This is a genomic window from Candidatus Xianfuyuplasma coldseepsis (assembly GCF_014023125.1).
Classification (GTDB): Bacteria; Bacillota_I; Bacilli_A; order Izemoplasmatales; family Izemoplasmataceae; genus Xianfuyuplasma; species Xianfuyuplasma coldseepsis.
Map to the genome: position 1 here is coordinate 1,313,149 of NZ_CP048914.1, position 20,924 is coordinate 1,334,072.

Annotated in this window: 20 protein-coding genes; 18 read left to right on the forward strand and 2 right to left on the reverse strand. The window is 38.2% G+C overall.

Annotated features, from left to right (window positions below; all coding sequences use genetic code 11):
- Positions 1 to 80 precede the first annotated feature (80 nt).
- The 7 genes from G4Z02_RS06280 (at position 81) to G4Z02_RS06310 (ending at position 6,948) form a co-directional block, all read left to right on the forward strand.
- Complete coding sequence (locus G4Z02_RS06280) at positions 81 to 563, forward strand: hypothetical protein (protein WP_258877167.1); 483 nt, start codon at positions 81 to 83, stop codon at positions 561 to 563.
- Positions 564 to 565: 2 nt separating this feature from the next.
- A complete protein-coding gene (locus tag G4Z02_RS06285; protein WP_258877168.1) occupies positions 566 to 988 on the forward strand; it encodes a hypothetical protein in 423 nt (140 codons plus the stop codon).
- A 592-nt stretch (positions 989 to 1,580) separates the two neighbouring features.
- Positions 1,581 to 2,714, forward strand: coding sequence for a GGDEF domain-containing protein (locus G4Z02_RS06290; protein WP_258877169.1), 1,134 nt, complete (start codon positions 1,581 to 1,583; stop codon positions 2,712 to 2,714).
- Between the two features lie 27 nt (positions 2,715 to 2,741).
- Entirely contained in the window at positions 2,742 to 3,380 is a 639-nt protein-coding gene (locus G4Z02_RS06295; RefSeq protein ID WP_258877170.1) for a GyrI-like domain-containing protein, read from the forward strand.
- 244 nt (positions 3,381 to 3,624) lie between these two features.
- Complete coding sequence (locus G4Z02_RS06300) at positions 3,625 to 4,680, forward strand: extracellular solute-binding protein (RefSeq protein ID WP_258877171.1); 1,056 nt, start codon at positions 3,625 to 3,627, stop codon at positions 4,678 to 4,680.
- Positions 4,681 to 4,739: 59 nt separating this feature from the next.
- A complete protein-coding gene (locus G4Z02_RS06305; protein WP_258877172.1) occupies positions 4,740 to 6,347 on the forward strand; it encodes an ABC transporter permease in 1,608 nt (535 codons plus the stop codon).
- Positions 6,331 to 6,948, forward strand: a complete 618-nt coding sequence (locus tag G4Z02_RS06310) for an ABC transporter ATP-binding protein (RefSeq protein WP_258877173.1) — start codon at positions 6,331 to 6,333, stop codon at positions 6,946 to 6,948. The genes G4Z02_RS06305 and G4Z02_RS06310 overlap by 17 nt, the downstream gene beginning before the upstream one ends.
- A 33-nt stretch (positions 6,949 to 6,981) precedes the next feature.
- On the opposite strand, the gene G4Z02_RS06315 is transcribed toward G4Z02_RS06310, so the two are convergent.
- Entirely contained in the window at positions 6,982 to 7,662 is a 681-nt protein-coding gene (locus G4Z02_RS06315) for a hypothetical protein (RefSeq protein ID WP_258877174.1), read from the reverse strand.
- 109 nt (positions 7,663 to 7,771) lie between these two features.
- Here G4Z02_RS06315 and G4Z02_RS06320 point away from each other — a divergent pair, with 109 nt between their 5' ends.
- The 6 genes from G4Z02_RS06320 (at position 7,772) to G4Z02_RS06345 (ending at position 13,902) form a co-directional block, all read left to right on the forward strand.
- The gene (locus G4Z02_RS06320; protein ID WP_258877175.1) at positions 7,772 to 8,530 is read left to right on the forward strand and encodes a TatD family hydrolase; all 759 of its coding nucleotides are present in this window, start codon (positions 7,772 to 7,774) and stop codon (positions 8,528 to 8,530) included.
- A gap of 10 nt (positions 8,531 to 8,540) precedes the next feature.
- Positions 8,541 to 9,869 (forward strand): S1C family serine protease, encoded by a 1,329-nt coding sequence (locus G4Z02_RS06325; RefSeq protein ID WP_258877176.1) that lies wholly within the window; start codon positions 8,541 to 8,543, stop codon positions 9,867 to 9,869.
- An 89-nt stretch (positions 9,870 to 9,958) separates the two neighbouring features.
- Entirely contained in the window at positions 9,959 to 11,062 is a 1,104-nt protein-coding gene (gene ychF / locus G4Z02_RS06330) for a redox-regulated ATPase YchF (RefSeq protein ID WP_258877177.1), read from the forward strand.
- 73 nt (positions 11,063 to 11,135) lie between these two features.
- Entirely contained in the window at positions 11,136 to 11,969 is an 834-nt protein-coding gene (locus G4Z02_RS06335) for a PhzF family phenazine biosynthesis protein (RefSeq protein WP_258877178.1), read from the forward strand.
- Positions 11,970 to 13,196 carry a competence/damage-inducible protein A gene (locus tag G4Z02_RS06340; protein WP_258877179.1) on the forward strand — a complete coding sequence of 409 codons (1,227 nt, stop codon included), beginning with the start codon at positions 11,970 to 11,972 and terminating at the stop codon, positions 13,194 to 13,196.
- Positions 13,174 to 13,902 (forward strand): alpha/beta hydrolase family protein, encoded by a 729-nt coding sequence (locus G4Z02_RS06345; protein ID WP_258877181.1) that lies wholly within the window; start codon positions 13,174 to 13,176, stop codon positions 13,900 to 13,902. Before G4Z02_RS06340 ends, G4Z02_RS06345 begins: the two co-directional genes overlap by 23 nt.
- A gap of 295 nt (positions 13,903 to 14,197) precedes the next feature.
- Here G4Z02_RS06345 and G4Z02_RS06350 read toward each other — a convergent pair whose 3' ends face one another.
- Positions 14,198 to 15,454 carry an IS110 family RNA-guided transposase gene (locus G4Z02_RS06350; RefSeq protein WP_258877182.1) on the reverse strand — a complete coding sequence of 419 codons (1,257 nt, stop codon included), beginning with the start codon at positions 15,452 to 15,454 and terminating at the stop codon, positions 14,198 to 14,200.
- A 523-nt stretch (positions 15,455 to 15,977) separates the two neighbouring features.
- Here G4Z02_RS06350 and rpsF point away from each other — a divergent pair.
- The 5 genes from rpsF (at position 15,978) to dnaB (ending at position 20,883) form a co-directional block, all read left to right on the forward strand.
- Positions 15,978 to 16,265, forward strand: coding sequence for a 30S ribosomal protein S6 (rpsF, locus tag G4Z02_RS06355; protein WP_258877183.1), 288 nt, complete (start codon positions 15,978 to 15,980; stop codon positions 16,263 to 16,265).
- 13 nt (positions 16,266 to 16,278) lie between these two features.
- On the forward strand, positions 16,279 to 16,737 hold the full coding sequence (ssb, locus tag G4Z02_RS06360; protein ID WP_258877184.1) for a single-stranded DNA-binding protein: 459 nt from the start codon (positions 16,279 to 16,281) through the stop codon (positions 16,735 to 16,737).
- Positions 16,738 to 16,761: 24 nt separating this feature from the next.
- A complete protein-coding gene (rpsR, locus tag G4Z02_RS06365) occupies positions 16,762 to 16,992 on the forward strand; it encodes a 30S ribosomal protein S18 (RefSeq protein WP_258877185.1) in 231 nt (76 codons plus the stop codon).
- Positions 16,993 to 17,100: 108 nt separating this feature from the next.
- Entirely contained in the window at positions 17,101 to 19,527 is a 2,427-nt protein-coding gene (rplI, locus tag G4Z02_RS06370) for a 50S ribosomal protein L9 (RefSeq protein WP_258877186.1), read from the forward strand.
- A 9-nt stretch (positions 19,528 to 19,536) separates the two neighbouring features.
- Positions 19,537 to 20,883: a replicative DNA helicase gene (dnaB, locus tag G4Z02_RS06375; RefSeq protein ID WP_258877187.1), complete on the forward strand. Its 1,347-nt coding sequence runs from the start codon at positions 19,537 to 19,539 to the stop codon at positions 20,881 to 20,883.
- Positions 20,884 to 20,924 lie beyond the last annotated feature (41 nt).

Consider the following 20,924-nt stretch of genomic DNA (forward strand, 5'->3'; position numbering starts at 1 on the left):
TAGTTGGGAAACAAAGGAAAACCAACACGTAAACATACAGCAATTGTGGACTGTATGTTTTTTTGTATAAGGAGGGCTCTATGGATAATAAACTCACCCTAATACAAGAACTAAAGAATCTTGAAACCAGGACCAAGATAAGACTCATAGTGTATCTTGTATTATTAATAATTTCAGGAATATACGAGCTTCATACCGTCGTCGTATTGGTATTTGTATTTTCACCGCTTATATTACTGTATATCACCTTAAGCGATGCCAATAAACGAGAATTGCAAGTGTTTTTTGTGTTCATGGTATCAGCATTCATGCAGATAATCTATTATCTGATATATCATTGGATAGCACTTCTAACTATTTTTCATGACCCTATCATATGGAAGAATGTAATTTTCACATCAATACTATTGATTATTTCAGTTCTTGCAGTAGTTGTATTGCCTAGATATTACTATAAAATCAAGCCCATTGTTCGACGTAGTCTAGCAATCTTATATATCGTGCTGTTCTACCTGGGATCATTATTCTTGATTTGGTTTATTGCTTGGACTGGAGTATTTTAATTATGCGTAGGAGTCATCTATTACTTAGCAAAGGTTTACTATTTCTATTATGGGTTTTCGCAACCTTTCTACCAATTCTAAAAGTTGAAGAGGAACTTGTACAGGATGAATGGTATTTTGTCTATTTTGATCACATTGTGTTATTACCCCAAAGTATGATATTCCTCGTGATTGTTCTTATTGGTTGCATTGTAATAGCGCTTGATTTTTGGCTTCCAGTACTTAGCAAGATTATTCTCCTTGTCATTGTAGTAGAATGGTTCATATTCATTCGTGAAATGACAGCTGTGGTAGCCCATGAACTTCATGAGGAGTTTTATGCAGATGTTGGTAAGGCTTTCGGCTTTTATGCGGTATTACTATTTCCGATATTAGCTGTTACTGTGTCTTTCTTGCAACCCTATAAACGACATAAAAAAAGCTAGTAAACTGATTTTACTAGCCTTTTTTATCTAGATAAAGCAATAATATACCTCCAAAATATAAAACTGTAAAGATGATTGGGTAAAGTAGAAATTCGATAAGTAACCCCCATTGTGATAAAAATATCGTTGTTGCTACGAATAAAAACCCAATAACAATAAGCAGAAAATGATTGTGTTTTTTAAGACTCAGTTTAAGAGCATTGACTGTAATGGACATCCATATCGTACATAAAACTAATAATGGAAGAATTACCGTGAATTCACTAAAGATCATATAAAAACCAGAAAACACAAGGATAGATAAGCTAACAAGAACAAGTATTGAAATGACTAGAAAATTTCCGGCTGATTTTTTTGTCAAATCCCAACCTCCATTCATTGATTTAAAAACACTACAAATAGATTTGATGTCTTATTTGTAGTATGCTCTAATTAAAGTATAGCAAGTAATGCCTGATTGTTCAATATAAGATGCTGATTTGTTGTTCTTTCATAATCAATAGATTTGACATTTATGAATGTACAAAAAAGACATAGATAACTTTTTTTAGTTTGTGCTATAATTACGATAGAACTAGTAGGAGTGATATCTATGGAGAATTTCTATCGCTATGACAACAATATTTATGCATTTGCTTTACTGGTAATATTATTGTTTGTTGTTATTACAAAAAAAGATATCTTTGACTATTCTCGTAAATTATTCTATCGAATGATTGTTTTTAACATGGTGATTTTGGTTGTGGAGATTCTTGCCTGGGCCTTTGATGGAATAAACACGTCCGGTGCGATTGTTGCCAATTATATATTCAATGTATTGTTGATTTTGATGGAACCAACGATGGCTGCTCAGTGGGTGACGTATGTTGATTATAAGATTCACGGATCTCGTGATCGATTGCGAAAACGACTATACTATCTACAACCAACCATCTTTGCAGGAATATTACTTGTGATAAATATCGTTTACCCGGTGGCTTTTTCCTTGGATGAACAGAATGTATATCATCGTGGTGAGTGGTTATGGTTGAGTTTACTATTTGTCTTTGGAATGATTTTATACACTGTTATCCTCGCCGTAAAAAATCGAAAAGAACTGTCTGATAAAATGATCTTGTTTATTGCGTTTTTTGCGCTCCTACCTGTATTGATATCCTTTATTCAATTATTTGTTTATGGATTGATTTTAACCTGGGCCGTCGTTGCCTTAGGCGTCGTCTTTGCGTATTACTTAATTGAAATTGCAGGGAATTCTGAAGATCATCTGACAGGACTATTCTCTCGTAAAAAAATGGAAGAGATTTTGACAGGTAAAGTGGAAGAGAACGAAACCTTCTCCGTCATTATGATCGATTTGGAATACTTCAAGAAAATAAATGATCAATACGGTCATAAACAAGGTGATGAGGTTCTACAACAACTATCAAAAGTATTGTTACGAGCTTACAAAGAGGAGTTTTATGTTACGAGAATTGGTGGTGACGAGTTCTTGCTGATATCTAAACAAGCAACACGATTAAACATCGAGGAATATCGTGATCGTTTACTTAGAGAGATTAAGCAATCAAAGAATCCATTACTTCTAGAAATCGGTATTAGCTTTGGTGCAAAAACATTTGATTCATCAATGGCATATACGGAAGATTCAATCTTGGATGAAGTGGATCGACTAATGTATGAAGATAAGAGTAAGAACAAGAACTATAAACGACGAAGAACCGATTGATCATAACCTGTAGTGGAGGTGTTCCCAATGAAACACGAATGGCGAAAACATGAGAAAGAGATCTACATGCCGAAACAAAAACCAACCGTCCTAACGATTCCACCCTTACCATATATCACCATTACCGGACAAGGTAATCCAAATAGTGCGGAGTTCTCGAGGGTAGTAGAAGCACTCTATGCACTTTCCTATGGAATTAAGATGGCACCTAAAAAAGGGATTGTGATTGATGGATACTTTGATTACACTGTGTACCCATTGGAGGGATTTTGGACACTGTCGGACGAAGGAAAAGCACGATACACAGGAGAAGGAGTGCAGGACTTAAAGGATTTTCTTGCATTCAAATTGATGATTCGTCAACCTGATTTTGTTACAAAGGATTTCTTTAAAAAGATGCAATCAAGAATATATGACAGCAAGAAAAACCCACGAATTCTCGATGCCGTTTTTGAAGTAATTGCTGAGAAAGAAAGTGTTCAAATGCTTCATATTGGCTCGTATGATGATGAAGTGCATTCCTTTCAATTGATGGACGATTTTTGCATCGAGAACAACTTTGTACGCATGTCCAATGATCACAAGGAAATCTATCTTTCCGATCCGCGAAAAGTAGAGGAATCAAAGCTTAAGACTGTTTTACGGTTTTCGATTGAAAGACGATAAAGTATCGACAAGGAAGATACAATGATTGCAGTGAAAAATGTACAAAAAACATGTTGTAATCATACATTTACATCCAAATGCCTCAATAGCTACAAGCTATTTGTGGCATTTTTTAATTTGTAAAAATTTGTCGAAATGAGGGAGTATTTGTAAGGTTAAATATAAAAATTATGTTTATACTTTACTTACTCGCCTAGAATTTGTACAATCAAAGCGCAAATAGAAAAAGAAGGAGTGTATTACATTGAAAAAAATATTTGCACTAATACTTATGGCAGTGATGGCATTTTCATTAGCAGCGTGTGGCAATGATGACCAAGTCGTAAACATATATACGACACGACACTATGATACTGATGATGCTTTGTTTGAACGATTCACGGAAGAAACCGGAATTGAAGTCAACATTGTCAATGATAAAGCACCGGCCTTAATAGAGAAAATTAAAGCGGAAGGCGATTTGCCTCAAGCAGATCTCTTCTTTACAGCAGATGCTGGATATTTAGCACTGGCGAAGCAAGAAGGGATATTACAAGCGATTGCGAGTGATACATTGGAAGCGAACGTTCCTGCAAAGTATCGTGATATCGATGACATGTGGTTTGGGTTAACCAAACGCGCTCGTGTCTTCTTGTATGATAACGCCGTAGATCCTACTGGATTAACCTATGAGAATGCAACAACGATGTTCCCCGGTGAGTTGCTAATCCGCTCCTCATCCAATATCTATAATCAAAGTTTAGTGGCTTCGTTTATTGAGTTAAAAGGGGAAAGTGCAACAACGGCCTGGGTTCAAGATATTGTAATGAATATGGCCCGGACTCCAGAAGGAAATGATCGCGGACAAGCTGTTGCAATTACAAATGGATATGGTACGATTGCCATCGCAAACTCGTATTATTATGGATTGCTTGTCAATGAAACGGATACCACCAGTGAATATTATGGTGTCGCTGATCAAGTAGGAATTTACTTTCCCAATCAAGGGGATGGTGAAGGTGGCGTTCATATTAATGTGAGTGGTGCAGGTGTAATTAAGAATGCTTCCAATGCAGAAAACGCAATTCGTTTAATCGAGTTTCTATCCGAATCATCTGCACAAGAAGAGTTTTCAGCGAATAATTATGAATTCCCTGTAAATCCCAATGCTGAAATCAGTGATTTATTACAAAGTTGGCTCGATAATCAAGGCATCACCGTATTGAGAGAACAAGACATCAACTTGACAGCACTAGGTGAACATAATGAACTAGCAATCATTATTATGACCAATGCTTCTTGGGATAATCCCGATCAATAAAACGAACAAAAAGAGAGAATTTTTCTCTCTTTTACCAATTTACAAAAGGAGTGAGACTGATGCAACGTATTATCCGTAGATTACACGATCGAACAATCTTTGTCGTTGTTGGCTTTCTTGTTCCTTTGGTAATCGTACTGCCACTTCTACGCATTGGTTTAAATGCGTTAGAACCACGTAGTTTATACTATCAGACATTACTACAAAACAACATATTAGTCACAAGTGTTGTTGCAACAATAGAACTGATTATCAAAGTTGGTTTATTGTCAGCTTTTGTAGGATTCATAGCTGCCTACTTTCTGACTTTTTATGAGATAAAATTTCGAAAAGTGATTAATGTTTTGTTGGTGTTACCACTTGGAATTCCCGTTTATGTAGCAGCATACACGTATACAAATATATTTCATTACATACCGTTTTTAGAAGCGATATTACGGGCTGATTTTATGATGAATGGAGCGGTCTTTATTTATTCGTTCTTCCTATATCCCTACGTGTATTTGGCATCAAAATCATACTTGAGTAAACATATTACCGATTATATCGAGGCTTCTGAAACACTTGGTGGCCAGCACTTGAAACTATTTATTAAGATCATTCTACCATTGTCAAGACCGGTGATTATTGGATCGGTGTTATTTGCCATATTTGAGACGTTATCCGATTTCGCCGTTGTGGAGTATTATGGGGTACTGACGTTATCAAGGTATATTAATCTCGCATGGTTTTCCAATGGTGATTTTATCAGTGCATCGAAACTATCGGTATATATCTTGATGATTATGTTTGTACTGATTTTTATTGAGCGAGTTTCACGTCGACAAAAACGATACAGTAGCGCAGACGTCATTCATCGTCCGATAAGGCGATACAATCCATCAAAATCAATGATGTACATAATTTACGTATTTATTGGTACAATCATTGTTCTTGCAACGATTCTTCCAATCACGCAAATGTTAGTATCTGTCATTATGAATACGGCGTATATCGAACGGTTGGATATCATTGAAATTACTTTTAATACGCTGCTAATAACCGTCGTTTCAACGATTATCATTATTATAGTAGCACTCCTTTTAGCTACGATCACTATCTACATAAAAGGCGCAAAAAAACACCTTCTGTCGAGTGTTTCAACGATAGGATATATGGTTCCTTCAATGGTTTTAGCGCTGGGGATTTATATCTTATTGATTCGCGTTGATCAATGGTTATACCATATGTTTCAAGGTGTTGGGTTAAACCGGATGCTGTTCACCTCAACGATCGCAATTATTTTATTTGGATTTTTCGTGAAGTTTTTCTCTGTAGCGTATACAAATTTATTAAGTGCATACTCAAAAATGAACCATCACCTCCTTGAAGCGTCGGAAACATTGGGTGAATCGAAACTGTCGACTATGGTGCGTGTGACCATACCGATGTTATCAAAAAGTATCATTGCCGTTGCGATTATTCTATTCATCGATATGGCGAAAGAATTAACAATTGTCTATAGCTTACGACCATTTAATTTCAAAACACTGTCTACCGAAGTGTATCGCTATGCGGGAAATGAAATGATTAACATTGCAGCCTTTCCATCGCTTGTCATCATCGCCATGTGTACCCTCTTAATCCTGTATCTCGAAGGAGGTTCCAAACGTGTTAAAACTCCATAACATACAGTTTTCATATGATAAGAAACAACCGATACTAGACGATTTCAACATCGATGTAGATAAAGGGGAAATCGTCGCTATTTTGGGTAGAAGTGGGAGTGGAAAGTCCTCAATCCTTCGTGTCATTGCTGGATTAGAAACACCACAATCTGGCGATGTTGTGATTGATGGGAACATTGTGAACAACGTTCCGACATCAAAACGAAATGTAGGTCTCGTTTTTCAGAATCACGCCCTCTTTCCGCATCTGACAATTCGTAAAAACATCGAATATGGATTGTTTAATATGTCATCTGCAATGAAAAAAGAACGTTGTGAAGAAGTTGCGAAGAAAGTGGATATCCTAGAGTTATTAGACCGGTATCCTCATGAAATTAGTGGTGGCCAAAAACAACGTGCAGCGATTGCGCGAAGTCTTGTAACGAAACCAAAGATTTTATTGCTAGATGAACCGTTCACAGCGTTAGACCAAGAACTAAAGCAGAGCATCCGACTAGACATCCTTCGCATTCTAAAACAGTTTAATATAACAACGATTATCGTTACACATGACATTGATGATGCGATTGCGTTACATGCTCGCGTAATACAACTACAATAAAACGACAATATCACATGCGATATTGTCGTTTGTTTATGCGGGGACTAATTCTCGTTTGGTAACAAGGTAACGATGGATAAAATAGAGGTAGGGAATACCGAGATTTGTTTCTAACAGCGAATTGAAAACGATTGGATTCATGCCTAAGGGTCGGATACCCGACACCAGTAAGACCGCTTCCCAAGAGAATTGAACAACAATACCGATAAACAATAGATATAGAATTTGTTTCAATAGATTGTTGTCACCCCAGTTTTGATAGATATAGAATCCGTATCCAATCACTAGTATTAACAACATGAACCAATGATAACTTCCTGTCATTCGGGAGATGTTTATCACACCAAATGATTGGCCAAGTGATTGCGATACAAATGCAACAAGCAACCACCCACCAACAATGAGAAGAGACCATTGACGAATGGATTTATCACGATCGAGAAATAACCAAATCCAGACAAAATTGGTAAAGCCATAACTTGTCGATAACCAGAGTAAGAACCACATCGTATGTGCTCCGTCTACATTTCTAGTACCTAAGAGGAGATAGAATCCACCATAATCAACCACGAAATAGATCAATGCTCCGGCGACACCGAACCAAAACGCCAATAGACGATTCTTTCGAATTAAAAAATATCCTAATATAACTAAAAAAACAATGTCGAGGTAAATATATAAATAGTTCAGCTCTCTCGCAACGATATAATCCATAATAAACCCTCCTATTATTGTATTATATCATAAGATATATTCGCTTTTTTAGTACATTTTCCATTAAATATTCGCATTTGTTTGTTATAATAGGTGCAAGGTGATAAAAATGTTAATTGATACCCATGTACATCTGAATAGTAAACAGTTTGTAAATACCGTTAATGATGTGATTGAACGCGCCGTAAAAAACGATGTAAAAATCATGATTGTCGTTGGCTATGATATACCTACGAATAAGAAGGCCATTGCCCTTGCAAGACAGTATCCATTTATTTATGCAACGGTTGGGTACCATCCGACTGAAGCAAAAAATATTACCGACCAAGATTTTCAATTATTGGAGGAACAACTACAATTAGATGAAGTGGTTGGTGTGGGTGAATGTGGTCTGGACTTCTATTGGGATAAGGATCATATCGATGCACAGGTTGCAGTATTTGAACGTCAGATTGAACTATCTAAAACGTATGATAAACCACTTGTCATCCACATGCGTGATGCGAGTGAGGCAACGTATAATGTCTTAAGTAATTATTCAGGGTTACGCGGTATCATGCATTCGTATAGTGGTAGTGCCGAGATGGTTCCCCTATTCATTGAACTGGGTTTACATATCTCCTTAGGTGGTCCGGTAACCTTTAAAAACGGGCATAAACCGAAGGCAGTAGCCAAGGTTGTACCACTAGATAAATTACTTGTGGAGACCGATTCACCGTATTTGTCACCACATCCCTTTCGGGGCAAACAAAACGAACCAGCACGGGTGAAACTCGTCGCCGAAGAAATTGCGAAAATTAAAGAAGTTCCCTATCACACCATTGCCGAGGTAACGACGGCAAATGCGAAGAACTTATTTCGAATATAGGAGTTGAAGAATGATGAAAAAAATTGCATTAATGATTACCGTTTTAGTCTTTGGGGTTGGATTAACCGCTTGTGTACCAATTCCAGATGAAATTGATACATCGTATACAGAGAGTGAATTGCGTGATTTGATTGAAGATGTGTTTGAAGAACAACAAGATAACGTATACACAGAAGATGAAATCAAGGCCATCATTGAAGAGTATGTTGCAACAACTGTTGTTGCAACCACACTTACGGATCAAGAAATTGAGGATTTGATTGAACAACTGATTCTAGAATCAAGTGTTGCTACGATTTATACACAAACAGAACTCGAAGATCTGATTGCCGAAATGATTGCGTTAAGCGATGTTGCTGTAAGTTATTCAATTGAAAATTTCCAGCTTGATATAACAACCGTGCTTGCTGAAGTTAAAGATGGTGTTGTTGGCGTAGTTGCAAGTATCAATGAAGATGAGAGTTCATCTGGTAGTGGTGTCATCTATAAAAAAGATGGTGATGAATACTATGTGGTAACCAATGAGCACGTTATTGAAGGCTCCACAGAAGTAGCGATAGTGTATGAAAAGAATAGTTTGTTATTTACAATTCCAGCGATAAGTGTTGAAGTGATTGGAATGGATGCAACGACGGATATTGCCGTATTGAAGTTTACCTCCGATGTTGATTTTACCGTTATTGAGTTTGCTGATTCCTATGAGATAACCGAAGGAGATTTTGTGTTTGCCATCGGTAATCCACTCGGATTTGATTATTATGGTACGGTTACTATGGGAGTTATTAGTGGTACAGCTCGTTATGTTCAAAATGATGATGTCTTTGATGCGACATTATTGCAACACGATGCGGCTATTAGCCCCGGTAATAGTGGTGGTGCTTTAGTCGATTTAGAAGGAAAATTGGTCGGTATCAATAACATGAAAATTGTCACTGATGATGTATCAGGAATTGGATTTGCCATTCCATCCAACACCGTGCAACGGGTTATTGACGATTTGGAAGATGATGGAATCATTCAACGTCCTTACCTCGGTATAACCTCCTACGTTCAAGTCAATGATTGTGGACTTGATTACGGGGTATGTATCAACATTGTTGAAGGTGGTGCAGCAGAAGATGCTGGACTGCGTGATGGCGATGTTATTACCGGATATAAAAATCTATCCACAGGCATGGAAGAATATCTAGATATTTGGAATTTTAATGATCTTCGTGAAGCGATTTTGAATTCGAATGTAACCGATACGATTCAACTCCGCTATATCCGCGAAGATGTGGAATATGAAAGCTCTACGGCAGTACTCGGATTACATCCGGATGACTTACCTACAGAATAACAAAAGCAAATCTTCGGATTTGCTTTTCTTCTTGTCAAATACCACTAAATTTAGTACAATGAATAAGTCAAAAAGAAGGAGTTGATCATATGGGATTAACCGCTGGAATTGTTGGATTACCAAATGTCGGTAAGTCAACATTATTCAATGCAATTACCAAAGCTGGAGCACTGGCTGCAAACTATCCGTTTGCGACCATTGATCCGAATGTTGGTGTTGTAGAAGTACCGGATGTACGATTGGATAAATTAACCGAGCTTGTTCAACCAAAGAAAACCATACCAACTATATTTGAGTTCACCGACATCGCCGGAATAGTTAAAGGTTCTAGCAAAGGTGAAGGGCTAGGTAATAAGTTCTTAAGTCATATTCGTGAAGTCGATGCGATTGTCCAAGTCGTTCGGGCCTTTGATGATGAAAACGTCACCCATGTTGATGGGGCTGTGGATCCAATTCGCGATATTGAAACAATCAATCTCGAATTGATCTTTGCCGATTTGGAAGTTGTTGAAAAGCGATTACCAAAAATCGAGAAAAAAGCCGTCATGAAAGTTGATCAAGATAGTGTTCAAGAATATGCGGTATTAAAAACCATTCACGAGACATTATTAAACAATCAACCAATTCGAACCATGTCCTTTAGTGCCGGAGAACTACGGACGATAAAACCCTTCAATTTCTTGACACAAAAACCGATGCTATATGTGGCGAATATTGATGAAAATGATATTGCCGACTATGCCGATAATCCCTACGTGAAACAAATTGAGGAGTTTGCTCGAACAGATAATGCGGATATGGTGGTTATCAGTGCCAAAATTGAAGCGGAACTGTCCGAGTTAGAAGCCGATGAAAAGGCGATGTTTTTAGAAGAACTTGGCGTTGTTGAAAGCGGACTCGATCAACTCGTGAAACATAGTTATTCGTTGCTTGGATTAGAAACGTTCTTCACAGCAGGTCCAAAAGAAGTACGAGCATGGACCTTTAAGAAGGGATCTAAGGCACCGACATGTGCTGGTGTGATCCACAGTGATTTTGAAAAAGGCTTTATTCGTGCTGAAACAATCAAGTATGTCGATTTTATCGAGTATCATGGAGAACATGGCGCAAAAGAAGCTGGAAAAATGAGATTGGAAGGAAAAGAATACGTTGTCCATGATGGTGACGTCATGCATTTCTTATTCAACGTATAACATGTACAATTTTGTACATGTTTTTTTGTGATAAATCTTGTGTTTTCGTGTATAATAAATAGTGGTGAAGACAATGAAAATCTATCGATTAAGTGCATTCCCTAAGTCCCCTCAAGGTGGCAATAAGGCCGGTGTTGTTTTGGATACCCAGGGATTAACCGATCAAATGATGCAAACAATCGCTCATACGGTTGGATATAGTGAAACAGCGTTTGTATTTCCGAGTACACAGGCGGATTTCAATGTGCGTTTTTTTACACCTCTTGAAGAAGTGGATTTATGTGGACATGCAACCATTGCTACATTTAATCTGTTGCGGGATAAAGGAATTATCTCACTGGGAATATACCATCAAGAAACAAAAGCAGGAATCTTGCGACTCGATGTTCAAGAGAAGCAGGTATTTATGGAGCAAAACACCCCCGTATTTGGCGAAACCATATCAGCGGACGAACTAAAGCCTTGTTTCCAGAATAACGATTTTCTTGATCAAACGCTACCGATTCAAATTGTCAGTACGGCGTTACGAGAAATCTTTGTCCCGGTAAAATCCGTCGAATTACTTCATCAGTTGAACCCTGATTTCGATGCGATTGTTGCCTTGTCGAAACAGTATCATGTTATTGGAGTTCATGCCTTTGCATTGGCTTTAGATGTGGATGCTTACGGTCGCAATTTCGCCCCGATTCTCGGCATTGATGAAGAGAGTGCGACAGGGACATCCAATGGTGCATTGGCTTCCTATTTAGCTCATCATAAAACAAGAAAAGAGAATTGGATTTTACGACAAGGATACGCGATGAATCAACCATCGGAAATCATCGCGAAATTAGATATTACGCAAGCTACCATCAATGCGGTATGGGTTGGTGGATCAGCAAGAATACTAGAAGAAGAGGATGATTAGATGAGAACAGCAGTTGTAACCGTAGGGAAGGAAATTTTAACTGGACGGACTGTCAATACCAACTTGCGAACGATCGCGTTAAAACTAAAATCGATTGGGATTGATGTCAATCGTAGTTATGTGATTGATGATCTGAAGAAAGAGTTTAAAACGATTTTAGATTTTATGACGGAAGACTTAATAATATTCACCGGTGGACTGGGTCCAACGGTGGATGATATCACACGTGAAACAGTCATTAACTACTATGGTGTTGAAACGTATATGGATCAAGATGTCCTCGATAAAATCAAGTACTATTTTGATCGGGCAGAAGTGGAGATGAAAGACACCAACAACAAACAAGCGTTGTTTCCCAAGGATTCGATTAAACTGGATAATGATTTAGGAACCGCTCCTGGAGTCTATTTTAAAGTTGGAAAACAAACGATTATTCTACTTCCGGGGCCTCCCCATGAAATGATACCAGTCTTAAATCAGGCGATTGATATCATAAAAGATGAGTTGGATATCAATCTTATTTCTAGGGGATATAAGTTGGTTGGAACCGGGGAATCATCGATGGAGAACAATCTAAAAGGATTTTATGGTGTACATCCCAAAGTAAACGTTGCCCCCTATGCAAACGTTGGTGAAATTAAGTACATTTTCACCAGCAACGATACCGATGCACTGGATCGGTGTATGAAGGACTTCTTCAATAAGTTTAACGAATTTATTTATGGGGGATTGGAAGATACCTTAGAAGGTGTTGTAATTGAATTATTACGACAACAAAATAAATTGATTAGCGTTGCCGAAAGTTGTACTGGTGGCATGCTAGCTAGTCAGTTGGTCAATGTCCCTGGAAGTTCCAATGCTTTTCAAGAAGGATTGGTTGTATACAGCAATGAAGCAAAAATGAAGTATTTGGATGTGCAGGAGGAAACACTCGCCAAACATGGAGCTGTAAGTCCAGAATGCGTCTATGAAATGGCAGAACACCTATACGAAAAAACCGCGAGTGATATCACCGTTAGCATCAGTGGTATCGCTGGACCTGGTGGGGGTACTGAGGATAAACCGGTCGGTCTAGTATATTTTGCGATTACCCACAAGGGAAACACAACGGTTTATCGTAAAGTATTTAATGGCGATCGCCAAATGATACGGTATCGTGCAGTGATTTTTGCCCTCAATCAAGTTCGAATGGAGTTGTTGAACGATGAGAGTCATTCTCCAAAGTAGATTCATTGAGCAAATCCCTGTGTTGGAATATTATCAAGAGCAATCAACCCACAAAGGGTTGGTGTTTATTCAACATGGGTATGAATCCACGAAAGAGTATGGCTCGGATTATCTTGCGCTAACCCTTGCTAGAAAGGGTTATTTTGTTGTCGCTATTGATGCCTATAAGCATGGCGAGCGAATCGCTGAACCGTATATCTCCGGTACCGCACAAGATCGACTGGATGAAGCATTCATTGTTGTTAAACGAACCGCTTTGGATATTATCCGAATTCATCACAATGCCTATCGCAAGCTGTTTCCAACATTTGATATCATTGGGGTTAGTCTTGGGGGGATGATTGCCTATTATTTAGCCACAAAAACAACCCATGTACGGAAGTTGGTTCCAGTAATCAGTACCCCGGATTTTCATACGCTAGCACGCTATACGGTAGGTGCGACAGGACTGAATCTTGATGCCTATTTCACCAAGGATAAGGTGGATTTTATTGAATCGATCAATCCGATATCAAGATTGCATAAAATGCATTATGAATCGATGTTTATTGCGTGTGGATCACACGATCAAGTGGTACCGATGGAACCGACGAAACAGTTTTATGAAACACATAAAAACGCCCGAATGACGATGACGGTATATGATACCGATCATAACGTTCCTCGGGATATGCAATTGGATATATTTTCATTCATTGAACAATAGACAAAAAGGACAACACTTGGGGAGAGTGCTGTCCTTTTATGAAAAATATATAATCGGTAATGCCACATCAGAGGAAAAGGTTCACAAGGAATAAAAGGGATTCGAATATGACGATTGCTACAAATAGTTTTTTCATGGGCATCACCTACTTTAATAATAATCCAGTAATACTGGATTGAAAAGCAACCGGTAATGATGTCAAGAGAGAAAATAAATAAAAAAAGCTAGATTTTTTAATCTAGGCATAATCAAAAGACCTAACGGGGTTAGGTGGTTCACAAAATATTGGTAACGGTTAGTAATTCTTATTGAACAGTTGACCATTACTCATTAATCCATAGATCAACCTTATAAGTTTACGGGTAGTGAGTGCGAGTGCGCGTTTGTGTTGATGATTATTCACCTCGTTATATTTCTTTTGATAATAGGTATTGTAGGAACTCACGTAGTTTTTAACTAGATTGGTAGCCTCAATTAAATAGTAACGAAGATAGTGGTTACCTGTTTTAGTCATAGAAGTATCATCCGCTTCAAATTTTCCTGATTGATTCTTACGCCAGGTAATTCCAGCGTATTTCGCGAGAGATTCTTCGTTTTTAAACTGATGAATAGATCCTATTTCAGAAAGAATACCTGCCGCATATACTGGTCCAATACCGGGAATAGAACGTAAAGATATGTACTCATTAATGGCAAAACCTCTCATTAATTCTTCTATTGACTGATTAATCTTCTTGATTTCAGTTTCATAAGTACGAATGATAATCAAACTAGAAGAGATGGCGTAATTGATTGGTTCATAAGCAACTTTGTCAAGTCGATAAGAAGCTCTAGCTGCTTTCTTTAAGAGTGTCGCAACGTCCTCAGGGTTAGAGAAACGGTTTTTTGAAGACTTCATGATGAAGGCAACCAAATCCTCTAAAGAAGTATTCACAATTTCTTCAGGTGAAGAGAATTCTTCTAAGACAGATAAGGCAGTATTACTCCAATTATTAGAAGTAAACTTGGCATCCGGTTTACCAAATTCTGAGAATTTCAAATAGATGTTGGTTAATACATAAGTTTTCTCTTTTGAAAGTAACTCAGCAAGATGGACTCGATGTCGTGTAAGACGTTGAAGCGCAAGTTTTTGAGAACCTTTAAAAGGCGTGAGACCCTTGGTTCTACCGACCCTTGCGATGTCCGCTAGGATATAAGAGTCTTTTGGATCTGTTTTATCCATATCAGAAAAACTAGCACGATAATTACGAGATATCTTAGGATTAATACAGTATACCAAGACATTATACCTAAAGAGTTTCTCAGAAGCAGATAAGTACGTCGCAATGTGAGCAGAATAGATTCCAGTTGATTCGAGTACACAAGTGATATTCGAGTAATCCGAATCATAAAGAATTTCTAGTAATTTCGTTTCAATTAACTCAGCACCATGAATATTATTCACGGTATTAAATGATTGGTGAAAAGATTGATGAAAGTCTGTAATATAGACATAATTTGATTCTTTAGATACGTCTATACCGACATATAAAGTTGATAATTCTTGAGTCATATTATTATCACCGCCAATCGAATAAATTAGATATAAAAAGGTCCTAGCCTTATCATACGGTTCCAGCCTCGCACATAAGAATTTCCTGGCCACGTGGATTCAATGAGTAGTGGACATTCAAACAACAACCGGGTAAAGAATTACATATGATAAGCAGGTTTGCACGCTTTACAAGCGGTTTGACCGCAAGGGGTGACAGCACTTTCCTTAGCTATATCTATCTTCATTATAGCACTAGGACCTTCTAATAAATAAAGCTTAAAAGATTTAAAAAATAAAAGTGTATAAAATCATTACGATCTTATACACATATTATACGAGGGGTTTAAAGCATGTTACATGTTTTAAAAACCAACTTACAAAATCAGTGTAATATGGTATAATCGAACTAGCACCGATACAGATTATATAAATATAATCAATTTCTTGCATGAATCTACTCGGTATGATATAATTGTCAAGCGTGAGTTAGACTCATCCTTGCTACGCAAGTAGCCAATAGACCAAAAGGAGGTAGAAATAAATGAGAAAATACGAAATCATGTATGTCATTCGTCCTACAGTCCTAGAAGAAGCACGTCCACAAGTCATCGCTGACTTGAATGAGATTTTCACATCTCGTGGCGGCGAACTTTTAGATGTAAACGAGTGGGGTATGAGAGACCTTGCTTATGAGATTCAAAAGCATAAAAAAGGATACTATGTCGTATTGAGCGTCAACTGTAACGACGAAGCTCGAGCTGAGTTTGATCGTGTTGTACGTATCCGTGAAGACATTATTCGTCATTTGATTATTCGTGACGAAAGATAAGGGAGTGTAAATTATGATTAATCGTTGTGTCCTAGTAGGAAGACTAACCAAAGATCCAGAATTACGCTATACATCTAGCAACATTGCCTATACCAGATTCACCATCGCCGTTAACCGCACATTCACTGGTCCTAACGGAGAGCGTGAAGCTGATTTTATTCAATGTATTGCCTGGCGAAAACAAGCAGAAAATGTTGCTCGTTTTGTCCACAAAGGTAGTTTAGTAGGTGTTGAAGGTCGAATTCAAACCGGATCGTACGACGATAAAGAAACTGGAATTCGTAAATACACAACCGATATCGTATGCGATAGCGTCCAATTTTTAGAACCAAAAGGAACCGATACATCTGAGTATGAACCACAGGATCAACCTCAGTATGATAACAATGATCGGTACCGCCAAGATCAACAACAAGAGCGTCGACAAAATACACCACGTATTGATGTCTCAGAAGACGACTTACCATTCTAATTTATGTAAAAAGGAGGAACATCCATGGCAAGAGGTAATTTCCGTAGACGACGTAAAAAAAGATGTTATTTTACAGACAATAACGTTACCTATATCGACTATAAAGACGTAGATTTATTAAAACGATTCATTAGTGATCGTGGAAAAATCTTACCACGACGTGTAACAGGAACCAAATCAAACTATCAAGCTGAGTTGGCAACTGCGATTAAACGAGCACGTCATATGGCACTTTTACCATATATCAAAGAATAGACTCCAAACGGGGTCTTTTTTTTCGTAATATATATTTTGAAATATATATTAATTTGTACAAATCCAATGGATTATGATATAATTATCACAACAAATCGAGGTGGTTTGATGAATGATATTCGCAATCTCGTATTCATAATTTTAGGGATTGTAGCAACCCTAATCATCGATTATGTAATGATCGACTATCCAACATTCGTGTGGATTTTTTCAGCGTTGATGTTTATTGTCATCAACGTTTTTATTCAGCTATATATCCAACGCAAAAAAACCAAGAAAATTGTCTGGTTAACCCACAAATTGGATGATACCAAAGATACGTTAAGTCGAAAGGACATCGTTGAAAAACGAATTGCAAACGATTTACCAATCGGGATAATCATCTACGATCAACGGTATAATATCAAATGGGCCAATGGATATAGCAAAGACATCTTTGAAAATGTCTTAGAACAACGGACCCTTGAAATGGTGAATACCGATATTTACGATCACTTAGTTGGGAAGTACCATGAAGATACGTTTGTGACCAAAGTCTATACGCATGAATATGAAGTCGAGATCGATCGTGACGAACGAATCATCTATCTGACACAAGTGACCGAGCGTGAGGAACTAAAACGACGTTATGAAGCCAGCGTCGGTGTTATCGCAATGCTCAATTTAGACAATTTAGATGATGCAATCAGTGTCCTTGATGTCAGTAATCGTAGTTTTGTTCAAGGACGGTATTTGGAAGTCTTGGAGGCTTGGGGAGAAGAATACAGTTTCTATATTACCCCATTAACGAATTCCAAACTAATTGCGGTCATGAACAAACAAACACTAATGAACCTTGTGAAAAATGAGTTTAAAATTGTCGAGACTGTCGCCGAGATTTCCCGGGAATACGGCATCTTGGTAACCCTATCAGCAGGGATTGCCTGTAGCAATATCAAACTAAACAAGCTCGGTGATATTGCGAACGATGCACTCGATTTAGCCCTATCTCGTGGTGGTGATCAAATCGTTGTTAACATTGAAGGTAACGATTTGATGTACTTCGGTGGAAATACCAATACCGCTGAAAAACGAACCCGAATTACAACAAGGACTAACACCCAAAAATTAGAGCGATTGTTTGAAGAAAAACAACGCGTCTTCATCATGCCCCACCATCATCCTGATACCGATGCGTTTGGCGCTGCAATTGGTGTTTTAAAGTTGGCGCAAGCCTACAATAAAGACGCAAAAATTATCATCAATCGTGATGATTTGGATAAGACAGTATTTAAAATTCTCCAAATGATGGAGTACGAATACATCACGTTCTTAGACTATATTATTACGCCAGCCAAAGCATTGGAAACTATTACAAAAGAGGATCTCTTGATCTTAGTCGATCACCATTCGTACAGTCAAAACATGGATTCCAAAATAGTTGGCAAAACCAAAAATCTTGTGATTATCGACCATCACCGTAAATTAAACGATGCGATCGATGGTGCGTTAATTTCCCATATTGAACCCTATGCATCCAGTAGTGTTGAATTGGTTACCGAAATGATCGATTTAACAACCAAAGATGTCGAACTGAATAATTTTGAAGCAACGGTTATGTTGAGCGGTATCATTGTCGATACCAATAACTTTATGTATCGTACTGGTTCACGAACATTTGAAGCGTCGGCATACTTGCGTAAATATGGTGCAGATACCTTTAAAGTAAAAACAATTTTACGTCCAGGATTGGAAGAAATACAACTGAAATCACAACTGCTTACCTTAGCCGAAGTGATTCACAAACGATTTAGTATAGTCATCATTCCGCGTGATTTAAATCCAACGCGGACATTGCTCGCCAAAGTGGCGGATGATTTACTTGAAATTGAAGATACAGTCGCAAGCTTTGCAATTGGCTATCTCGGTCCACAAACAGTCGGGATCTCAGCGCGCAGCTTGGAAGGCTTCAATGTTCAAGTTGTGATGGAGAAATTCAATGGTGGCGGGCATTTAAACAATGCTGGTGCACAGATTGAAACCGACGACATCAAACAAGTACGACTGGATTTGATTCAAATCTTGAATGAAACCGTATCGGAGGAAAAACCTATGAAAGTAATTTTGATCAAAGACCTAAAAGGCAAAGGAAAGAAAGGGCAAGTCATCGAAGTCGCCACAGGCTATGGAAATTACTTGCTATCCAGTAAAATTGCGATTGAAGCAACGCAGCAAAACTTGCATTCGATTGAACTCGAAAAAGCAAAGCAAGAAGAAGTGGAACGGAAAACCCTCGAAGAGATGAAAGCGTTAAAAGAAAAAATCGAGAAACTTCCTGTTAAAGTATTTGTCAAAATCGGTGAGAATGGTAAACTGTTTGGCAAAGTCAATTCAAAACAAATCGCCATGGAATTCAAAAAACAGCATAAACTTACCATTGACAAACGGAAAATTGATTTAAAACAAAACATTGCCTCGTTAGGGAATTATAAAGTAGAAGTAAAATTACACAAAAACGTTACGGCGACCATTGAGGTATTAGTCGTCGAAGAATAGAGGGATACCATGGAACGAATTACACCTCATAATGTAGAAGCGGAACAATCGGTACTTGGTAGTGTCTTCGTCGATCAAGGTGCGATGAAGACGCTTGTAGATAAGCTGGAGAGTGATGATTTTTATACGTATCGGCACAAAGTAATCTTTACCGCCATGGTCGAGTTGTTTCAAGAGACCATTGATATTGATTACACAACCCTAGCAAACAAACTCGAAACCAAAGGGTTGTTGAATGATGCTGGAGGAATTGATTACATTCTCGGTTTGATCAACACCGTACCATCGATCGTCAACTTGCCGAACTACATCAATATTGTTCGGGATAAATCCATTACCCGTCGCATCATGGATGCATGTCGAAAAATCATTGAAGATGGGTATACCAATGACGATGCGATTGATTTTGTAGACAACTCTGAAAAGACGATTTTTGACATTGCCAAAGAACGTCGAACCACCGATTTTGTCAAAATTGGTGAAGTCGCTGAACAAGTTATCGAAAAAACCGAGAGTGCGAAAAATAATCAAGGTCGATTAACTGGACTCGATACCGGATTCAATCAGTTGAATGATTATACGCTCGGTTTACAACCGTCAGAACTGGTGATTATTGCTGCCCGTCCATCGATGGGGAAATCGGCATTTGCCTTAAACTTGGCAACCAATGTTGCAAAGATGCCGCAACACCCGTACGTCGCATTCTTCAGTCTAGAGATGGGATCGGATCAGTTGGTTAGTCGGATGTTAAGTGCTGAGAGTCGCGTGCACTCGATGAACATTCGAACCGGGGACTTAACCCCTTCCCAGTGGCAACAAATTTCGTTGGCTCGTGAACAACTATCCAGTCTCAATGTCCTCTTTGATGACAGTGGAACGGTTAAAGTAACCGACCTTCGTCAAAAATGTCGAAAACTAGCCCAAGAGCGTAAATTGGATTTGGTTATAGTCGACTACCTTCAACTTCTGAGTGGGACCCGTCAGGAAAACCGGGTTCAGGAAGTTAGTGAAATCTCACGGACACTAAAAGAGATGGCCCGAGAGTTAAAAATCCCTGTTGTCGCATTGTCCCAGTTATCCCGTGCCGTTGAACGCCGGGAGGAAAAAATCCCAATGATGGCGGATTTGCGGGACTCTGGATCGATTGAACAGGATGCGGATATCGTCATATTCATGTATCGCGATGACTACTACAAAAAGCAAGATTCGAAACGCCCGGACACCGTTGATTTAATCATTGCGAAAAACCGTCAGGGAGCAACAACAACAGAAAATATCGTCTTGTCATTCAATAAACAGTGTAGTTATTTTGGAAACTTGACTCGTCCGGAAAATAGCCCGATTGGCGACCTATAATATTTTTTAAATTTATTTTAATTTCTAAACAAACTTCGTAA